Source organism: Winogradskyella sp. SM1960 (assembly GCF_020179375.1).
In the GTDB taxonomy this organism is placed as follows: domain Bacteria; phylum Bacteroidota; class Bacteroidia; order Flavobacteriales; family Flavobacteriaceae; genus Winogradskyella; species Winogradskyella marina.
In genome coordinates this window covers 167335-189012 of sequence record NZ_JAICBG010000002.1, presented here as the reverse complement: position 1 = coordinate 189012, position 21678 = coordinate 167335, and the positions used below count along the sequence as shown (strand labels likewise).

The 21678-nt window shown below is 35.0% G+C and carries 9 protein-coding genes; 2 read left to right on the top strand and 7 right to left on the bottom strand.

Features of this window, described 5'->3' with window-relative positions; genetic code table 11:
- Nucleotides 1-51: 51 nt before the first annotated feature.
- The 7 genes from K1X16_RS06775 to bshC all read right to left on the bottom strand — a co-directional run bounded on the left by K1X16_RS06775 (nt 52) and on the right by bshC (nt 18307).
- Nucleotides 52-594, bottom strand: coding sequence for a DUF922 domain-containing protein (locus K1X16_RS06775; protein WP_225035519.1), 543 nt, complete (start codon nt 592-594; stop codon nt 52-54).
- Between the two features lie 100 nt (nt 595-694).
- A complete protein-coding gene (locus K1X16_RS06770) occupies nt 695-2599 on the bottom strand; it encodes a LysM peptidoglycan-binding domain-containing protein (protein WP_225035518.1) in 1905 nt (634 codons plus the stop codon).
- Nucleotides 2600-2655: 56 nt separating this feature from the next.
- Entirely contained in the window at nt 2656-4191 is a 1536-nt protein-coding gene (gene guaA / locus K1X16_RS06765; protein ID WP_195872190.1) for a glutamine-hydrolyzing GMP synthase, read from the bottom strand.
- A gap of 218 nt (nt 4192-4409) precedes the next feature.
- Entirely contained in the window at nt 4410-9587 is a 5178-nt protein-coding gene (locus tag K1X16_RS06760; protein WP_225035517.1) for a PQQ-dependent sugar dehydrogenase, read from the bottom strand.
- A 294-nt stretch (nt 9588-9881) separates the two neighbouring features.
- On the bottom strand, nt 9882-15047 hold the full coding sequence (locus K1X16_RS06755; RefSeq protein WP_225035516.1) for an RICIN domain-containing protein: 5166 nt from the start codon (nt 15045-15047) through the stop codon (nt 9882-9884).
- Nucleotides 15048-15334: 287 nt separating this feature from the next.
- Nucleotides 15335-16705, bottom strand: a complete 1371-nt coding sequence (locus K1X16_RS06750; RefSeq protein WP_195872410.1) for a pyridoxal phosphate-dependent decarboxylase family protein — start codon at nt 16703-16705, stop codon at nt 15335-15337.
- Between the two features lie 3 nt (nt 16706-16708).
- Nucleotides 16709-18307: a bacillithiol biosynthesis cysteine-adding enzyme BshC gene (bshC, locus tag K1X16_RS06745; RefSeq protein WP_225035515.1), complete on the bottom strand. Its 1599-nt coding sequence runs from the start codon at nt 18305-18307 to the stop codon at nt 16709-16711.
- 114 nt (nt 18308-18421) lie between these two features.
- On the opposite strand from bshC, the gene K1X16_RS06740 reads away from it, so the two are divergent.
- Entirely contained in the window at nt 18422-20905 is a 2484-nt protein-coding gene (locus K1X16_RS06740; RefSeq protein WP_225035514.1) for a M14 family metallopeptidase, read from the top strand.
- 15 nt (nt 20906-20920) lie between these two features.
- The gene (locus K1X16_RS06735; RefSeq protein ID WP_225035513.1) at nt 20921-21571 is read left to right on the top strand and encodes a peroxiredoxin-like family protein; all 651 of its coding nucleotides are present in this window, start codon (nt 20921-20923) and stop codon (nt 21569-21571) included.
- Nucleotides 21572-21678 lie beyond the last annotated feature (107 nt).

The window sequence follows — 21678 nt, the reverse complement described above, 5'->3', positions numbered from 1 at the left end:
AGAGGATTGTGGATCGGAAAAGACATCATTAAATTGAGAAACATAGTTAAACTACAATGACTTGAAATCTTCATATTTACTAAGTTCATTCTGAATTGTTACTTCCCATTGTTTTTGCATTTCTCTATTCATAGAATGCTTGGTTTGCTCATCGTAGCGTTTTTGAGTTTCATTTACGGCTTCATTAATTGTAGCGTGCAACCTCTTCATCTGTTCTTTTACATTCTGGTTAACAATTAACTTGGTTATTTGCGCTCTAAACTTACGTGCGTATAGTTCTGTAATGTCAAAATGCAACTGCTCGTGCGCTAAAATGTATGCATTTCCTTTTTCTTTTACATACCAAGATTTGTTAGGGTAAAAATGGGCTTGAACAGTTGTAGAAAAGTCAACAATTCTTTCATCAGACGTTTTTACAGAATATCCAAAAGTAATCCCTGAAGCCGTAACTGCAACAGCACCTGACTTTAAATCAGGAGATGCTTTAAAATCGGACCATGTAAGCTTGGTGGTTTCATTCCAAGTCACGGAGGCTTCTTCATTGGAAGGTACTCCAAGAAAAAGTAGGGTTATAATTATAAGTAAATTTTTCAAGCGTTATTATTTCGAATTAAAAATAATATCTTTTTCAATATTAGGATACTAAATGCGATATAAGGCTAGGAAATAACTATTAATGGTCGATTAAAAGATATTAATCTGCCTTCACAATTTTAAGGTCATCGTATTTTACAATATAAACAGCTTCATTAATATAGCCACCAAATGGAATTTTATTATATCTAAATTTATTTTCTATGTATTCCGTTTGTATAGTGTTTATTGAAGCGTCATATAAATTATCAGCAGTAGCCAAACGCATTAAAAGGTCTAAAGTAATATCAAAGCCGCGTGCTACATATTTACTTGGTGCTATTCCATATTCTTTTCTGTAGGTCTCAACAAAACCATTAGATCTTGTTCCATCAAAGTCTTTATGTACTGAAGGGTAATGAAATTTGAGGTTTGATAAATTATTGTTATCTACATCCTTATCAAACGCCTTTCCTTTGTTTAATGTTGCTAAAATAATTTCAGTTTTATTTACCGCTAAAGCATTTAACATACTAACTACACTCGACGCTAAAGACGAATTATCTGTTTCTAGAAACACAAATGTTCTACCTTCAGAAAATACATTCTTTAAATTAGCATGGTAAATAAAGTACCCATCTTTTGATTTATCTTTTTTATCTTTTTGCGTTAAAATCAATTTAGAGTTAGGAAATACCTTTTGCAAAGCTTCACTACTTGTTTTATGTGCATGATCTGAAATGATAACCACTTTAGTTTTTAAACTATCTGCTTTCACAAAATCTGTCATCACTTTACTTAACAACTTTTCGTCTGGTAAGGTCTGAAACACATTAGTGTAAACTTGTTTTGGTTTACTCATTGCTGCAATTACGGGCACATTATCTGCTTTTAATGTCATTGCAACACGATTAAAACTATTTTCTTCCATGGGTCCAATCACTGCATCATAATCAGAGAAATCATTCTCTGCTAATATTTCTGCTGTTTTCGAAATATGATAGCGTGTATCAAAAACCTTTAAATCTGTAGAAATCCCTAATTGCTTTGCAGAATCTAAGGCCATCTTAACTCCGACATGAAAGTCTAATACTGTAGATAATAATCGATTATCTTTTATCATCTCTTTTGTTTCGTCTACAGCATCGACATCAATTCTGTCGAGACGATACGGCATCATTAAGGCTATTTTTTTAGTCTTAAAATTAGTTAAGTTACTTTTTAAATTAGTGCTCTCAACAGTTTCTAATTCTTCTGTAGGTGCAACTCCTGCTGGCACTTTTAAAATCATTCCAGCTTTTAAACCTGTTTCCTTCAACTCAGGATTTAGTGCTTCTAACTCCGCTTTGGTTAAATTCAACTTTACTTTTAATCTAAAAAAACCTTCTTTTGGCAAAACTTCATAATAACCAGAAGTTGCTTCTACTTGTTTTTCTTCTTTATCGTTAATATTAGGTACGTTTAGCTCATCTCCTGGTTGAATTGTTTCATTCATAAATGGATTTAATGCTTCTAAATCTGCAACAGTAATTCCGAATTTATAGGCAATTCTCCACTTTCCTTCTTTAGGTTGAACCGTATATTTTTTAACTGTATTTGTTAAAGTTTGTTGCGAAACAATTGTTCTAAAACGAGGAATTCTAATTCTATCCCCTTTTTTAAGGTTTTCAGAGTACAACGAGCGGTTTGCCTTTTTAATCTCCTCTTCAGAAACACCGTATTCTTGAGACAATCCGTATAAGGTTTCTTTTCGTTTTACCCTATGGTTTTTATAGCCAACTAATTCTCTACTATCTTCTACAATAGCGTCGTTTTTAACTTTAGAGTTTGGAATGATTAAGACTGTATTAGGTTGAAACTTACGTTTGGCATCAGGGTTTAACGCAAAAATATCATCTACGGTTACTAAATAGCCTTTAGCTATACTTTCAATTGTTTCACCTGGTTTAACAGTATGTTCAATATAACCTTGGGCACTAAGCCCTATTGTAAAAGCAATTAAAATTATGGTTAAGATATTTTTCATGTATTCTATTTTACTTCAAACTACGCTTCAAATTCAACTTGCACTTAGTCCTTTATTTATTCCCACTCAATAGTAGCAGGTGGTTTTGAGCTAATATCATAGACAACTCTATTTACACCTTTTACTTTATTTATAATTTCGTTTGACGTTTTTTGCAGAAACTCATAGGGTAAATTTACCCAATCTGCCGTCATTCCATCTGTACTTTCTACAGCTCTTAAAGCTACACATTTTTCATAAGTACGTTCATCTCCCATGACTCCAACACTATTTACTGGTAGCAACATAGCTCCTGCTTGCCATACTTTATCGTACAAATTCCAAGACCGTAGGTTATTAATAAAAATAGCATCTACCTCTTGTAATATACGCACTTTTTCTGCGGTTAGATCTCCAAGAATCCGAATTGCCAATCCTGGCCCAGGAAATGGATGACGCCCTAATAGTTGTTTATCCATATTCATAGACGCACCAACTCGTCTAACTTCATCTTTAAATAAAGCTTTAAGCGGCTCTACCACTTTAAGCTTCATGAAATCTGGTAATCCACCAACATTATGATGACTTTTTATCGTTGCACTTGGACCACCTGTCGCAGAAACACTTTCTATCACATCTGGATAAATAGTGCCTTGAGCTAACCATTTTACGTCCTGTATTAAATGTGCTTCATCATCAAAAACTTCAATAAACACACGACCTATTGCTTTTCTTTTAAGCTCTGGATCACTCAGTCCTGCTAAAGCATCCAAAAAGCGTGCCGAAGCATCAACTCCTTTAACATTTAGTCCCATACCTTCGTATTGGTGCAGAACATCTTCAAATTCATTTTTACGTAATAAACCGTTATTTACAAAAATACAATAGAGGTTTTTTCCAATTGCTTTATGCAATAACATGGCTGCTACCGAAGAATCTACTCCTCCTGATAACCCTAAAACAACCTTATCGTTTCCTAACTGTTCCTTAAGACTATCAACGGTTTCTTGAACAAAAGATTGTGGTGTCCAATCTTGTTCAACCTTAGCAATTTTAATTAAAAAGTTATTTAAAAGCTGATGTCCATCTGTACTGTGGTAAACTTCAGGATGAAATTGAATGGCGTATGTTTGTTCTCCCTCAATTTTATAGGCGGCATTTTCAACATCATTGGTACTTGCTAAAAGTACACCTCCTGTTGGTAATTGTTTGATGGTATCACTATGGCTCATCCAAACTTGGCTGCCTGCGTGTATATTTTCTAAGAATTCTTCGTCAGATTTTACAAAGCTTAAATTCGCTCTACCGTATTCTCTTGTATTGGATTCCGCAACTTCACCTCCTGAAAAATGCGCTAAATATTGAGCTCCGTAACAAACGGCTAGCATTGGTTTTTTTCCTCTAATGCTATCTAAGTCAGGGTGAAGCACTGCTTCTCCTCTTACCGAGTTTGGACTACCAGATAAAATAACAGCTTTAAAGCTATCTGAGTCTGAAGGAATTTTGTTGTAAGGATGTATTTCGCAATAGATGTTTAACTCTCTAACTCTGCGCGCAATAAGCTGTGTGTATTGCGATCCGAAATCTAATATTAGGACTTTGTTGTGTTGCATGCGCAAAAATAGTAAGGATTTACGAATTACGATTTATGATTTCCGATTTTTTAGATTAATTTTCTTTTGAAGCTGTTGAGATGTATTAAACGGTGTTTGTACACTAGATGTAAATTCAGCCTAGCGTTGTCGTCTCACTTTAATTAACCCTCACAAATAAAAAAAGCTGCCCTTTTTAAAAAGACAGCTTTTCGATAGTATGATACAGCTATTATAGCTTACCTAATGATAAGTTTTTGTGTTTTCATTTGATGATCATTAAATACCTTTACAAAATATACTCCTGTTCCAACTCTTGAAACATCAATAGTGTTTGTGTCATTGAGGTGATTTATGGATTGATTTAACACTAATCGACCATGAATATCATATAAATTAATAGTTGTAGCAGTATTAAGCACTCCTTTAATCACTATTGATTTTGGATTGGTTGTGCTAAAAATCTGTAAACTATTTAGTTCATTATCTATTATGGATAACACCGAATTTGAAAAACGAAGATAGAAGCGACCTGTTCCATTTAAATCCATGTTTGGCGTTAACGTGTAATCACCAGAATTTAATAAAGTAACCGTATGAGCTACATTGTCTTCTAAATATACGTTAACATCATTAGGCAAAGTACTTTCGTCTATACTAAATGTAAGTTGCTCTCCTTGATTTGAATTAACACCCAATGGAATTATTGTATTTGTTAAATCTGACGGATTTAGCGCTTGTAATGCTATGGGAAGCTCTGCATCACCTTCTACTAGATGTGAGTAAATTGCAAAGTTTGGTGCAACATTTCCTAATATTTTACCATCGTATCCAGGGTCTATACCTCGACTTGCATTCGCATTAAAATAAAACTCAGTACCATAACTGTTAGTAGCTGTACTCGCATTAAGCTTTAAAAAGGTTAAGACATTAGCACTACGGCCTGCTATAAAATCATCATCTGAACCTGTTGCTCGCATTGATGGATCAAAAGTAATATCGTAAGTATCTTGATATGTGGCATTGGCTGCCACAAAGAAACCTTGGCCTGGTGTCATTAATTTTTCTGATGCATTAGCCAATGTAATCACCGACCAACCATCAGATGCATCCCCATCATAACCATATATACCAGAGATATCTTCTAATATACTTAAGTTCGTTGTTACAGGATTCGTTCCATTATCTAAAACATGATTTAAAAATAATTCCATATCTAAATAAGACGGATATGGGTTTCCTATTAAATTCCAATCTGGGTAAGTCGCTCCAGTATTTCTAATATCTACTGTAACTTCTGTTGTTGGGACATCTCCTGTAAAGGTTAAATTAGTTCCTGCAACCGTACCTGCTCTATAACCTGTACCACTTTCTAAAGTTGTTATATCAGCATCACTATACATTAGATAACTATCTGCTGTTTTATCAAAAGGTCCAAATAAATAGGTTCTTGGATTATTGTTTCCGTCATTTAAAATATCTGCGGCATTATTATCTGACAATAAAAAGTCTTCCCATGTTTCGCCAGATAATGGTGGTGAAATAAGGTCATTTCCACCAGAGTTAGCGTTAACATATCGCTCATATTTTACGGTTCCTACGATGGTACCATCATTAATTAAACTAGAGTACAATTGCGATGTGGAATTTAAAGTTGCTGTATTCGTTGTTAATGTTACACCATTATCTATGGTAAGCGCGGCTCCTGGATTTACTGTTAGCGAATTGCATATCATATTAGCTGATAAAACAGCATTACCAGCCTCAACAATAATCTCATCATTTACGTTAGCTACTCCATTAGGATCACTTGGTGACCAGATACCATTATTAAAGGTGTAAGTAATGCCAGGTATTGCGCTACAGCCAATTAACTCTATCTCTGCTAATTGCGTCATGCCTTCAGGATCACCACCGTTTTTTGTGATTTCTAATCGATACGTATCATAAGCCGTTTCATTGGCAAACACAAATTCAATAGACTGATATCTATTAGGGAACTGTACTCCTGTCCAACTATTTATTTCTGTATAGTTTCCACCATTGGATCCTAATAATTTAAAATCTTCTGGATCTCTATTTGGCTCGTCATTAGCACTTGTAATAATTAATCTATTCACCCATTTCGGGTCATTAAATTCAATTGAGATATAACTTGGGTTAGCTACAGTTGGATTTCCACCATCATCTAACCACTTACTAAAATCAGTCTCTGTTTTTTTATTATCAAAAGCCTTAAATCTGTTTTCTGCTTCATTAATTTCAGCTCTTGCAAGAATAGTACCTGTACCTACAGGGTCGGTGTGATCTATTATTACACCATTACAATCGTACGGTAGCACTGTGATCTCGGAAGAGTCTGTAAATCCACCTTCAGAAGTTGTTCCAGTAATTGTAGCAACACCTCCCGCAATTCCTGTTACATTCCCAACAGCATCTACTGTAGCAACAGTCTCGTCACTTGAAGACCATACCACGTTTTGATCACAAGCAGTTTCAGGCAATACAGTAGCAACTAAAGTAATGTTTTCTCCTTCAAGAAGTGTTTCTGACTCCTCTAATACTGTTATCCCAGTTACAGGAATTAACTTTGTAAATGTCCATTTAAAAAAATCAGAGCCATTATACTCGTAGGTCTTAATGCTACCACCATTTACTGTTGAGTTGTTCTCTATACCAAGGTAAAGATCATTTGCTTTACTTTTTATAGCATACTCATTATTTCCTAAATAATCTAAAGAAAACAACTGCGCATCAGTACCATTCCCTTCGTACTGTATTAGATTCGTTCCTGGGGCTTGTCCTTGCCCTGCTACATCTATAAATTTATCACTATGAACTGCTTTAAACGTATGGTAATTATTTCCATCTGGTTCTACAACAAATTGCTGATTTGCACCTCCTACATATTGCCATTGATGAACATCTGCTGAATTCGCTTGAGACACAGCTTCAATATCCATTACCAATCCTGTAGCTACATTTGTCACAATATAAGTACAAGCTTCTATTGTAGGGTTTTCAAAATTAGGATCTAGTTGGTTTATCCATTCTTCAATAAGATCTACACCTGGTTGATCTACTACGTTTTTAGCAATAGGAGGCATTGCTACAGTTTGATCTACGCTTTCCATTCTATGAAAAAGTATAGAATTATCAGCATCACCTGCAATTACTATTTTATCCAAACCATCAACAGGTGAATTTGTTCCTGCGTACATAAGACCTGTTTCCACTAAAGTGTTAGATAATCTTAAATCAAATTGTGCTCTATCTCCTGATCCACCAGGTCTATGACAATAAGCACAATTATTATCTAGATAAGATCTTGCTCTTTCATCTAAACTAGCATTAGGATCATCTATAGCTTTATGCGTCTGATATCCTAATACAGTATTATCATCAATGATTTCGTCTAGGATTCCTAAATGGCTTAAGGTCACTAATTGATTAGCATTAATTGAAGTTTGAGGATACGTGAAATTAGAATTTAAATTCCTAGTTCGTGGCCCTAATGTTCCTTTAGTCGCAGGATTATGACAAGCAATACAGTCTTGCGTACTTGGATATGACCAGGTTTGATATCTTGAAGAGCCACTCGTTGTGGTGATCTCAATATTTTCGTCCAAACCAGAATCTAATAAAACAGCATCTGTGCCTGCACTATTCCACTTATAGGTTAAAAAATAAAAACTACCTGAACTTGCTTTAACCGAAAATCGAGTTTCTAAACGCTTTGTAATATTAGGGTTTGCATCATCTATTGGCAATTCAAAATGTTTTATAAGAACTGAACCAATTGGAAACTCCCAATCGCCATCTTCTGAAAAACTAATTTTTTCTTGTGGAGTATCATGTGATCCATCATTAGGTATTACCATCCATCGCTGTTTCTCTGCTCCGTCGGACCAAAATGATTCTACTAAGTCATATGGTAAAACCCCAGAATTTGGTGTTAATGTCGTTAAGTCTTGAAATGCACCTGTTTCTGAGAGTAGCTGAGGCACGTCATCAAATGGTGACTCATTTACCTGAGTTAATTTATATAAAGGCACATTATTTCCTTGGGTTAACAAATAGAGTTCCCCTTGGTTATCTTCTCCAAAAGATATAATATTAGTATTTTCATGTGGTGCCACAGGTGCGAAATTTGTTATAAGGTTGAATACACCTGTTGTAGTGTCAACAGCCCAAATTTCTTTACCTAACCCATAGTCTGCGCAGATATACATGCCATAAAATTCTGGCATATTTGTGCCTCGATACACATAACCTCCCATTAAAGCATTAGCTTCCGAACGTGGAAAAGCAACTAAAGGAGCTTCGTGTGGCATATTGTTATACATACCGCTATCTGGCCCCGGACAATTTGGTCTAGGTCCGGCGACATTACCTTCGTAAACTGGCCATCCATAATTCTTACCTTTACTAACTACATTAATCTCCTCGTGCGTACCCTCACCAATTTCTCCAATATACATTGTACCAGTTAATGCATCTTTAGTCATTCTATGTGGATTTCTGTTACCAATGGTATAATATTCTTCAAAGTTTAAACCTGTAGGACTTAAAAATGGATTATCATTTGGAATACCATAGCCTACACCAGAAATTTCATCAGCAAAACGGCCAGTATCTAATGTTCTAATTGGATCATGACTTTTGGTTGGGTCTTGATCCACATCTATACGTAAAACACCACCATCTAAATTGGTCGTTATATTTTGTGATTTACTATAAGCAGATTGTTCACCTGTAGATAAGTACAAAAACCCATCATCACCAAACTCTAAGGCTCCACCTCGATGAGTAGAACTAAACATCCTTAGTTTAAGCATGGTTAATTCTGAACTTAAATCAAGTGTAAATGTTATTGGGTCGACTTCAAATCGTTTTAAATACAGAAATCCTCCCCAATAATCTTCTTGATAACAACCAAAACCACTTACAAAAGCATTCGGATAATCATTACCATTCTCATCTTTAGAAGTGTAGTACATGTAAAAATAATTTTTACCTGGTGTACCAAATTCAGGGTGTATTTCTAAACCTAAAAATCCACCATCCCAAACTACTCCAACGTCATTTGATAGATCGGCTAAAAGGTTTTTTGTGGGAACAGTATTGTCATTCTCAAACCAATAAATTTCACCGTTTTGCTGACCTACTACCAATTTATCACTATTGGGAACTGCAGTAAATGTTAGCGGCGAGTTAAATGTCATATTTGAAAAAACAGGTTGATACGGATTTGAAGATGCTGTTACATCTGGAAAACTTCCGTTTAAAAATGCCCCAACCGCTTCAGGTTGAGTTAATCCTGGTCCAAAAAAATACGGAGCCATACCTATAATGGCAACAATTGAAATCCCTATAAGCCCCAAGGAAATCTTGTTTTTTTTAATTTTAAGATTCATTGTTTGAAGAGTTAATTAATAGCAATACAAATTAATCACTAAAAATTAAAACTTGCCTTTCAGCAAGACAAACGGTGCTTTTAACCGACAAACTACCTGTTTATCAGGCGTCTATACTTCTTTTGAACCGTAAAATCGATTTACAGCATTGATAATGACCTATGAAATAAGGTGTTATAACCTTAAAAATATTATCGCTTTTAAAGATTTTAGAGCATCTTAGATACTTAATAATAAGATAAAAAAAAAGCTACCTTTAATAAAGGCAGCTTTTTAATATTGATTTATTAAGACCTATCTAATAATAAGCTTTTGTGTTTTAACTTGACTATCATTAAACACTTTAACAAAATATACTCCAGTTCCTATTCTCGAAACATCAATAGTATTTACTAAGTTTAAGTGATTTATAGATTTTTTTAACACTACACGACCATGAATATCATAAAGATTAACTTCTGTGGCAGCATTAAGCACTCCTTTAATCACTATTGATTTTGGATTAGTTGTGCTAAAAATCTGTAATGAATTGAAATCATTGTCTTCTAATGATAACACAGACGATGATAAACGAAGATAGAAGCGACCTGTTCCATTTAAATCCATGTTTGGCGTTAACGTGTAATCACCAGAATTTAATAAAGTAACCGTATGAGCTACATTGTCTTCTAAATATACGTTAACATCATTAGGCAAAGAACTTTCGTTGATACTAAATGTAAGTTGCTCTCCTTGATTTGAATTAACACCCAATGGAATTATTGTATTTGTTAAATCTGACGGATTTAGCGCTTGTAATGCTATGGGAAGCTCTGCATCACCTTCTACTAGATGTGAATAAATTGCAAAGTTTGGTGCAACATTTCCTAATATTTTACCATCGTATCCAGGGTCTATACCTCGACTTGCATTCGCATTAAAATAAAACTCAGTACCATAACTGTTAGTAGCTGTACTCGCATTAAGCTTTAAAAAGGTTAAGACATTAACACTACGACCCGCTATAAAATCATCATCTGTACCCGTTGCTCGCATAGATGGATCAAAAGTAATATCGTAAGTATCTTGATATGTGGCATTGGCTGCCACAAAGAAACCTTGGCCTGGTGTCATTAATTTTTCTGATGCATTAGCCAATGTAATAACCGACCAACCATCAGATGCATCTCCATCATAACCATATATACCAGAGATATCTTCTAATATACTTAAGTTCGTTGTTACAGGATTCGTTCCATTATCTAAAACATAATTTAAAAATAATTCCATATCTAAATAAGACGGATATGGGTTTCCTATTAAATTCCAATCTGGGTAAGTCGCTCCAGTATTTCTAATATCTACTGTAACTTCTGTTGTTGGGACTTCTCCTGTAAAAGTTAAATTAGTTCCTGCAACCGTACCTGCTCTATAACCTGTACCACTTTCTAAAGTTGTTATATCAGCATCGGTATACAATAGATAACTATCTGCTGTTTTATCAAAAGGTCCAAATAAATAGGTTCTTGGATTATTGTTTCCGTCATTTAAAATATCTGCGGCATTATTATCTGACAATAAAAAGTCTTCCCATGTTTCGCCAGATAATGGTGGTGAAATAAGGTCATTTCCACCAGAGTTAGCGTTAACATAGCGCTCATATTTTACGGTTCCTTCAATTATACCGTCAACTATTAAACTAGCATACGTTTGTGAAGTTGAATTTAAAGTGGTTGTATTTGTTGTTAAAGTTACGCCATTGTTTATTGTAAGTGCAGCCCCTGGATTAACGTTTATAATATCAGATGTCGTATTCGAAGATATTATAGCATTACCAGATTCAACTATAATTTCATCATATATTGTAGCAGTCCCGTTAGGGTCACTTGGCAACCAACCATTATTACCATCAAATGTATAAGTTGTACTTAAATCTGTAAGTCCCCATTTAAAAAAATCAGAACCATCATTAGCATAAGTTTTAATACTAGCTCCATCAACCAATGAATTGTTCTCTATTCCAACATAAAGATTATTAACTTTGCTCTGTATAGCATACATATCGTTACCAAGGTATATAATTGAAAACAATTGCGCATCTGTACCGTTCTCCTCGTGTTGTATTAGATTAGTGCCATCAGCTTGTCCCGCACCTTGAACGTCTACATTTTTATTACTATGTACGGGTTTTATCGTATAATAACCATTTCCATCAGGTGCAACTATAAATTTCTGATTATCACTTAAAGTACCTGGCTTCTGAACAATATCTGTAGTATTAGCTTGAGATCCATTTGCAACATCCATTACTAAACTACTTCCTACATTAGTAATCGTAAAAACAGAGGTGCTAATCGGAACATTATCATAAACTTCTATAAGAGTAGAATCTGTAAAACCGCCTTCAACAGTAGTTGCGGTTATAGTAGCTACACCTTCAGCTACTCCTGTTACATATCCTGTTTCATCCACTAAAGCAATTGTTTCGTCACTAGAAGACCATATTAAATTTTGATCGCAAGCACCACTAGGTAAGACAGAAGCTGTTAAAGTAAGGTTACCTCCTGTAGCAACTATTGCCGTTTCTTCTAATATAGTTACTCCTGTTACTGGGATTTCAAACGCTGTAAATGTCCATTTAAAAAAATCAGAACCATCATCTGCATAAGTCTTAATACTTCCACCATTGTTAAGTGAACCATTCTCTATACCTAAATAAAGGTTATTTGTTTTACTTTTTATGGCATATTGATTATTTCCAAGAAATTCAAATGAATATAATTGGGCATCTGTCCCATTCCCTTGATATTGAATCACATTAGTTCCTGAAGCTTGTCCTGCACCTTGAACGTCTAAGAATTTATCACTATGAACTGCTTTAATAGTATAATATCCGTTCCCATCGGGTTCTACGATGAACTGTTGATTTAATTGATTTCCACCAGCTATAAAAGTCCATTGTTGCACATTGGCACCATTAGCTTGAGACACACCAGCTATATCCATTACCAGTCCACTTCCTACATTTGTAATTGTATATGTACAAGCATCAATTGTAGGATCCTCATAATTAGGATCTAGTTGGTTAATCCATTCTTCAATAAGATCTACTCCTGCCTGATCTGCTACATTTTTAGCGATAGGAGGCATCTCAACTGTTTGATCAACACTTTCAATTCTATGAAAAAGTATCGAATTTTCTGCATCACCTGCAATAACTATTCTATCTAAACCGTCTACAGGTTCATTAGTTCCTGCATACATAAGACCTGTATCTACTAAAGAATTAGATAATCTTAAATCAAATTGAGCTCTTTCACCTGTGCCTCCAGGTCTATGACAATAAGCACAGTTGTTATCTAAATAAGATCTTGCTCTTTCATCTAAACTAGCATTAGGATCATCTATAGCCTTATGAGTTTGGTATGCTAAAACGGTATTATCATCAATGGATTCATCTAAAATACCTAAATGACTTAAAGTCACCAATTGATTGGCATTAGTTTCTGTTTGTGGGTAGGTGATATTTGAATTTAAAAATCGAGTCCTAGGCCCTATTGATCCATTGGTCGCAGGATTATGACAAGCAATACAATCTTGTGTGCCTGGATAAGTCCATGTTTGATATCTTGATGATCCGCTCGTTGTCGCAATCGCAATATCCTCAGATACCCCAGAATCTAATAAAACAGCTTCTGTTCCTGCACTATTCCACTTATAGGTTAAAAAATAAAAATCACCTGTACTCGCCTTAATTGAAAACCTCGTTTCTAAGCGTTTTGTTACATTAGGGTTTGCATCATCTATGGGCAATTCAAAATGTTTTATAAGTACTGAACCAACTGGAAACTCCCAATCTCCATCTTCAGAAAAACTAATTTTCTCCTCTGGAGTATCATGAGTACCATCATTAGGTATTACCATCCATCGCTTTTTCTCTGCTCCGTCTGACCAAAATGATTCCACCAACTCGTATGGTAACACTCCAGAACTTGGAGTTAAGGTTGTTAAATCTTGAAATGCTCCTGTCTCAGAAAGTAATTCAGGTACATTATCAAGTGGAGATCCAATGACTTGAGTCATTTTATATAGCGAAACATTATTACCTTGACTTAATAAATAAAGTTCACCTTGATTATCCTCTCCAAAAGATATAATGTTTGTTGGTGAAAATTCTGTAATAAGTTCATAAGCTCCTGTGTTTATATCAACAGCCCAAATTTCTTCACCTATTCCGTAATCTGCACATATATATTTACCATAATATTCTGGCATATCTGTTCCTCTATATACAAATCCACCCATTAAGGCATTAGCTTCAGCACGCGGAAAGGCAACTAAAGGACCTTCATTAGACATATTATTATACATGCCAGCATCTACTCCACCACAATTTGCACCAGGTCCTGCAACATTACCTTCATAAACAGGCCATCCGTAATTCTTACCTGCGCTAAGTACATTAACTTCTTCATGTGTGCCAGCACCAACTTCTCCTATGTACATAATACCGGTTAGTGCATCTTTGCTCATTCTATGAGGATTCCTATGCCCTATGCTGTAATATTCTTCAAAATTATCACCTAAAGGACTTAAGAATGGATTATCATTTGGAATACCATAACCTACACCCGAAATTTCATCAGCATATAAATTACCTCCTTCATTTGGTATATCCCAGTACCCATTTTCATTATTTAAGGTTCTAATAGGATCATGACTTTTTGTTGGGTCTTCATTAACATCTAAACGTAAAACACCTCCATCTAAGTTAGTTGTAATATTTTGTGGCTTTGTAAAAGCAGACTGCTCTCCTGTCGTTAGGTATAAAAACCCATCATCACCAAACTCTAAGGCTCCTCCACGATGACTACTGCCAAACATTCTCATCTTAATCATCGTTAGTTCTGTTCCTGGGACAACTGTAAGAGTAGTTGGATTGACTTCATACCGTCTTAAGTAAAGAAAACCGCCCCAATAATCCTCTTGGTAACAACCAAAACCAGTCTCGAAATAATCTGGATTATCATTACCATTTTCATCTTTGGACGTATAGTAAGTATAAAAATAATTTTTACCTGGTGTACCAAATTCAGGATGAATTTCTAAGCCTAAAAATCCACCATCCCAAACCACTCCAACTTCGTTGGATAAATCTGCGACGAGGTTTTTTGTTGTGACTGTATTATCATTCTCAAACGAATAAATTTCACCATTTTGCTGACCAACAATCAACATGTTACTATTTGGAACCGTAGTAAATGTTAAAGGCGAATTAAATGTAAGATTTGGAAACGCTGGTTGATATGGATTCGCAGACGCCGTTACATCTGGAAAATTTCCATTTAAAAATGTCCCTACAGATTCCGGTTGCGTAAGGCCTGGTCCAAAAAAATAAGGTGAAACACCTAAAATAGTAAAAATAGATAGTCCGAAAAACAAAATAGAAATCTTGCTTTTCTTGATGGAAAGAAAATTCATTTAAAAAGATTTTTTCATTAATAGCATAGCAAATAAAAGCGTTTATCACGTAATAAAAACGTAATAGAGTTAAACTGCTATTTTAATCGACAAACCATCTATTCATCAAGTAAACAGATGGTTTATTACGTCTAAAAATGAAAAGAATACTAAAAAAACAATAAATTACGTTAGGAAAACTACTACCTAATTTTACTCTATTATTTTTCAGGTATAAATGCGAAATAAACAAAAATTCAATGAAGCGTGTTAATATTTTTAGTTAGTCGCTAAATTCTAAAAAACACTTATTCCATGGACTCCAAAATCATCACAATATCTTTTTCTGTTGTATCAGGGTTTATAAAACAAAAACGAGAACAGGTTTCGTATGTATCACCATTTTTCCATTTAGTCGGAGTGACTAAAGCGAATCCTTTTTCGTGATTTTCATAGGTCCAATGCGTATAATCTTCAGGTTCCCACCCTATTCTTCTGTAAAGCACACAAGATAAACTTGGTTCCCTAACCAATTCTAAATCTGGATGTGCTTCAATGAGTCTTCCCGCAATTTGTGCCAATTCTAAACCACGTTCTACAGCTTCTTTATAACGATCTGTTCCGTGTGTAGCTAATGAAAACCATAACGGTAAACCTCTGACACGTCTTGTGAGTTGAATTTGATAATCGGTCGGATTAAAACCGTGAGCACCTTCATCTTTAAAAATTTCAAGATATGAACCTTGCTGTGAATGCGCATTTTTTGCCAACTCCATATCTTTATAAATAACAGCACCACAATCGTAAGGTGAAAACATCCATTTATGAGGATCTATAGTAATACTGTCTGCTTTTTCGATGCCATTAAATAAATGACGAACAGAATCCGCCACTAAAGCTCCACCTCCATAAGCGGCATCAACATGAAACCATAAATTTTGGTCTTCGCAAACTCTTGCTATACTTTCTAAATCATCTATAATACCTGCATTAGTAGTACCTCCTGTTGCCACAACGGCAAACAAACATTTTCGTTGGTGTTCGGTTAGCGTTGCGATGGTTTCTTGCAGTGCGTCTCCCGTTAAATGTTCTTCAGAATCAACCAAAACTATATCAACATCTGCCACTTTTGCCATGGCTTTTATGGACGAATGTGCTCCAATCGATGTAATAATCAACCCCTTTTCACGCTTAAATTCTGGATTTTCTCGCCAGTGTTCCCGTGCTGTTACAAGGGCAGATAAATTAGCTGCTGTACCACCACTTGTAAACACTCCAAAGGCGCCTTCTGGTAAACCTGTTAGAGATACTATCCATTCCATAGCTTCGTTTTCACAAAAGATACCTCCTGCTCCTTCCATCCAATACGCCCCATGAATACTTGATGCTGATGTTATAAGATCGAACATAATAGCAGCTTTTGTTGGTGATGCCGGTACAAACGCTAAGTTACGAGGGTGGTCTACAGGAACATTGGCGCTTGCCAAATGCTGTTTCCATAAATTAAAAGCATATTCACCTCCTACTCCTTTTGCCGTTACTGTCTCTCCAACCGTAGTTTTTAATTCTTCAGATCTTTTTGGTTTTCCTATTTGATGTTCTGTCGCAGACACACGACCGATAACGTATTTCATGACATCTAATGTCATTTCAACAAGTTCTATATCAATTTTATGCATGGATTATTTTAAATTTAGAATTAAGAATTCACCTTTTAAGGGTTCTAAAGATGTCATAAGTTCAGGAATTAGCTGATTTCCATATTCTAAGTATAATTCCGAGAAATTAGTGTTTCGTTCTTGTAAACTTTGATTAGGAAATAATTGCTCTTGCAGTGTTGTGCAACGTTCTATCTGATCCGCTAATTTTCTTTTTTGCGCTTTTAACAAGCGTTTCTCAAGGTGCTTTAAGCCTTTTATTTGTTTTACTTCTTGAGATTTTACAGCGCCTACAAATGATTTATCGGTTTGTTCAGCTAACTCAAAAAGCTGTTTGAACTGTGTTTCTAAATGTTGAATTTGCTCTGAAAAATCAATATCAATATTCGAAATTTTACGAACTTTCTTGTTAATAAAAGCATGTCTATCTAGAAATAAATCGTTGTTTGAAATGTTAAGGTTATTGAGTTTTAAAGTTTGTTTTTCAGATTTTACCAAGACTGAATTTCGAAGTAATAACATTGGAAACGTGACCTGTTGCGCTTCAAAATTAGACTTTAATTGCAGCCAATAAATCATTTCTCCTCCACCGCCAATATAACACAGGTTTGGTAAAATAACTTCTTGATATAATGGTCGCATAATGACGTTTGGCGAAAAACGCTCTGGATATTCATCGAGGTGTTTTAGTATTTCGTTCTCCGTCCAAGTAATATTTGTCTCTAAAACAGCATATACACCATCACTCTCAACAATGCGTTCTCGCAATCCATCCTTAATATAAAACAAGTTTATCTCTCTAGGATTCACTTGAATTTTCAATTCTAAATCTTCAAGTTTTTTATTGGTTTCTGAAACGGTTTTGAACGCTGTTTGTTCCACTATTTCTTTTTTCATCTGTGGAATAAATAAGCGTTTCAATTCGCTATCATCCGCATCAAGAATAACTAAACCATGGTCACCGAATAATTGGTTTGCTAAATAACGGGTCGCATCTGCCAAATTATCGTGGTTTAGATAAGCGTCTTTAAACCAGATTTTTAATTGTTCTGCGTTTTTCCCAGCACCAAATTCTGATGAAATTACATCGAAAACAGCATCTAATCCTTCGGTATTAAAATGACCAACAGCACCAGTTTGATTAGAGTTCCATTGTATCTTTTTACCTTTAAAATTGAAATAATTAATTTCCTCAAAATCATGATCCTCTGAAGCCATCCAATACATGGGTACAAAATTATATTCCGGATAGTTTTCCTTTAATTGTTTTGTGAGATTTATTGTTGAAACAATTTTATACAGAAAATAAAGCGGTCCTGTGAATAAGTTTAGTTGATGACCTGTAGTGATGGTAAAAGTGTTTTCAGAATTTAGGTTGTCTATATTTTTAGTGGTTAATTCTGAGGTGTTGAGATTTTTGTATTGTGATTTCAGTCGTTCTACCAATATAGTTCTCGACTGCGCTCGAACCGACAAACGTTTTTCTTCAATTTGTGCTTTAAAGTTTTCTAAATTCGGAAAACGATGATAAAAGTCTTTCAACACTGTTTTTTCATCTAAATAATCACAAATAAAATCTGAGAAATAATTTGTTTCTCTAAAAGGAATATAGTCGGTTGGCATACAAATCTTAAATTATGACGTAAATATAAGGCTCTTCAATATTTTAATTACTAATTTTTAGTTAATTCAATTTCACTAACTATCTTTACTAGCTTTCAAACAAAAAAATATTAAATGCAAAAATTTATTTCAGTTCTCCTAGTCGTTTTTGGTAGCTTCACCTTATTAACTGCTCAAACCATTTCATCTCCAAGTGACTTTTTAGGTTACGATATTGGCACACAATTTAGCCGAAACCACCAAATTATCGATTACTTTAAAACCGTTAAAAAGCAAGTTCCTAACCAAATAAAATTGAAAAAATATGGCACAACAAACGAACGTAGAGATCTGTATTTAGCATTTATTTCTAGCGAAGAAAACATTAAAAATCTCGAAACGATTCGTGAAAATAATTTAAAAAATACGGGGCTTTTAGAAGGTGAATCATCAGGAAATGACATTGCTATTGTTTGGTTAAGTTATAATGTGCATGGTAATGAAGCATCGAGTTCAGAAGCCGCAATGCAAACGCTGTATGAGTTACTAACCGAAAAGCAAGATTTACTTAAAAACACGGTTGTAATTATAGACCCTTCAGTAAATCCAGATGGTCGTGATCGTTATGTTAATTGGTATAATGAAACTAAAAATGAGTTATACGATACTGATCCACAAGCAAGTGAACACAACGAACCTTGGCCAGGAGGACGACCAAATCACTATCTTTTTGACCTCAACAGAGACTGGGTTTGGGCGACGCAAGTAGAAACGCAACAACGTATAGATGTTTATAACCAATGGATGCCTCATGTGCATGTCGATTTTCATGAACAAGGCATTAACGAACCGTATTATTTTGCACCTGCGGCAGAACCGTTTCATGACATTATTACCGATTGGCAGCGCGATTTTCAAACCGAAATCGGAAAAAATCACGCTAAATATTTTGATGCTGAAGGTTGGTTGTTTTTTACCAGAGAGCGTTTCGATTTATTTTATCCGAGTTATGGAGATACGTATCCAACCTTTATGGGAGCTATGGGAATGACCTACGAACAAGCTGGTCATGGCATGGCTGGTTTAGGTATCTTAAATGACGAAGGGCACATTTTAACCTTAGTAGATCGCTTAACACATCATACAACTACTGGACTTTCTACGGTTGAAATGGCTTCAAAACATGCTAAACAATTACATACTGAGTTCGCTAAATTCTTTAATAATTCCGACTTAAAATATAAAAGTTACGTTTTAAAAGGCAATCAAGACAAATTAAATAGCTTAAAAGCATTGTTAAGTAAACACCAAATTACCTTCGAAAACCCAACAACGTCTAAAGTTTCGGGTATTAATTATAGCACAGGAAACCAAGGTACATTAAACGTTGATGGCAAAGCTGTTGTAGTGCATTCCGATCAACCAAAAGGCAAAATGGTAAAAGCATTATTTGAGCCAAATGCTAAACTTTCAGACTCGTTAACTTACGACATTACAGCATGGTCGCTACCATATGCTTATGGATTAGAAGCCGTAGCGAGCACAACAAAAATTCCGAGTGCAAAACTTTTAGGACGTGCAGCATTGCAAACATTATCAGACGCTTATGGGTATGTTAGTAAATGGGATTCTATGGATGATGCGCAGTTTTTAGCTGAGTTATTAAAGCATGATTTCAAGGTGCGATTTACAGAAAAACCATTCACGTCAAATAACACAAAATTTGAACGCGGCTCATTAATTATTACAAAAGGAGATAATAAACATATTCCAAAATTTCTGGAAACATTAAATACTATTGCCCAAGAGCAAGCACAACCCTTAACTGAAATCTATTCAGGGTTTTCACAAATCACACCAGATATTGGTTCGCCAGACATTAAATTAGTGAACAAGCAAAAGGTGGCAATTCTTTCTGGTGAAGGCACACGGTCTTTAAGTTATGGTGAAATCTGGCATTTCTTTGAGCAACAATTACATTACCCGTTAACATCTATAAACACAGATGATTTTGGTAGCACTAATTTAAATAGGTATAATGTGTTGATTCTTCCGAATGGTAATTATAGAAAAGTTTTTAACGATAGTAACATGACTAAACTGAAGGATTGGGTTCGTGCTGGAGGTAAAGTTATTGCTGTTGATGGTGCTTTACGAAGTTTTGCTGCTAAAGATGGTTTTAGCTTAAATTATAAAACATCTGACGATGCCGACGAAAAGAAAGACAACCTAACCGCTTATGCCGATCGGGAACGCGAATACAGTAACAACTTAATTACTGGAGCTATTTTCAATGCCAAAGTAGATAACACACATCCTATGGCTTTTGGTTATGACGACAATTATTTCACCTTAAAACTAGGAAGTTCAGCCTACAGTTTATTAGACAGTGGTTATAACGTGGCTTACTTAAATAATACCAAAGTGTTTTCGGGATTTGCAGGAAAAGATGCCGTTAAAAACTTAGACCAAACTTTAGTTTTTGGCGAAGAACGTATGGGAAGTGGCAGCTTTATTTATATGGTAGATAACACGCTATTTAGAAGTTTCTGGGAAAACGGAAAGTTGTTTTTAGTGAATTCAATTTTTATGGTAAATAACAATGCTTACGAATTATAATTTTAAATACAATTCATGAAAACATTAAAAGAACAAACTGACGCTAAGATCGCGGCTGGAAGAAAAGCAAAACCTTACTTTATGAAAGGGGTTGATGAAGTCATTGAAAAAGCCAAAGCTTTTGAACAAGGAGCTGACGCACTCAAAATAGGAGACAAAGCCTTAGATTTTGAATTACCTAATCCGTTAGGCCAATTAATTTCATTATCTAATTTGCTAAAAACAGGACCCGTTGTTCTGACATTTTATCGTGGTAGTTGGTGTCCGTATTGCAATTTACAACTAAGAGCTTTGCAAGCTAAATTAGAGGATATTAAGAAATTAGGAGCCACGCTGATTGCTATTAGTCCTGAAGTGCCTGATGAATCCATGACAGACAACGACATCAATACTATGGAATTTACAGTGTTGTCTGATCAAGATGCAAAAGTGGCTTCACAATATGGTGTTGCCTGGGAGGTTCCTGAGTTTTTATTAGATCACATGCGCATAGATAGGCAACTCGATCTTAAAAAAATCAATAATGGTAATGCTAGTGTGCTACCAATTCCGGCGACATTCATTATAGGAACTGACGGTGTCGTTAAATGGAATTATGTCAATGTAGACTACAGAACACGCTCTGAGCCAGATGCTATTATTGAAGCGCTTAAAAACCTGAGGTAATAAACGAATGCTATAATTAATAGTAATATTTATGAAGTATCATTAGTGTTAAAAAAGTCGGGTGCCGTTTTCAAAATACAGAAGAACTAATATCAATTTAAAAAAAT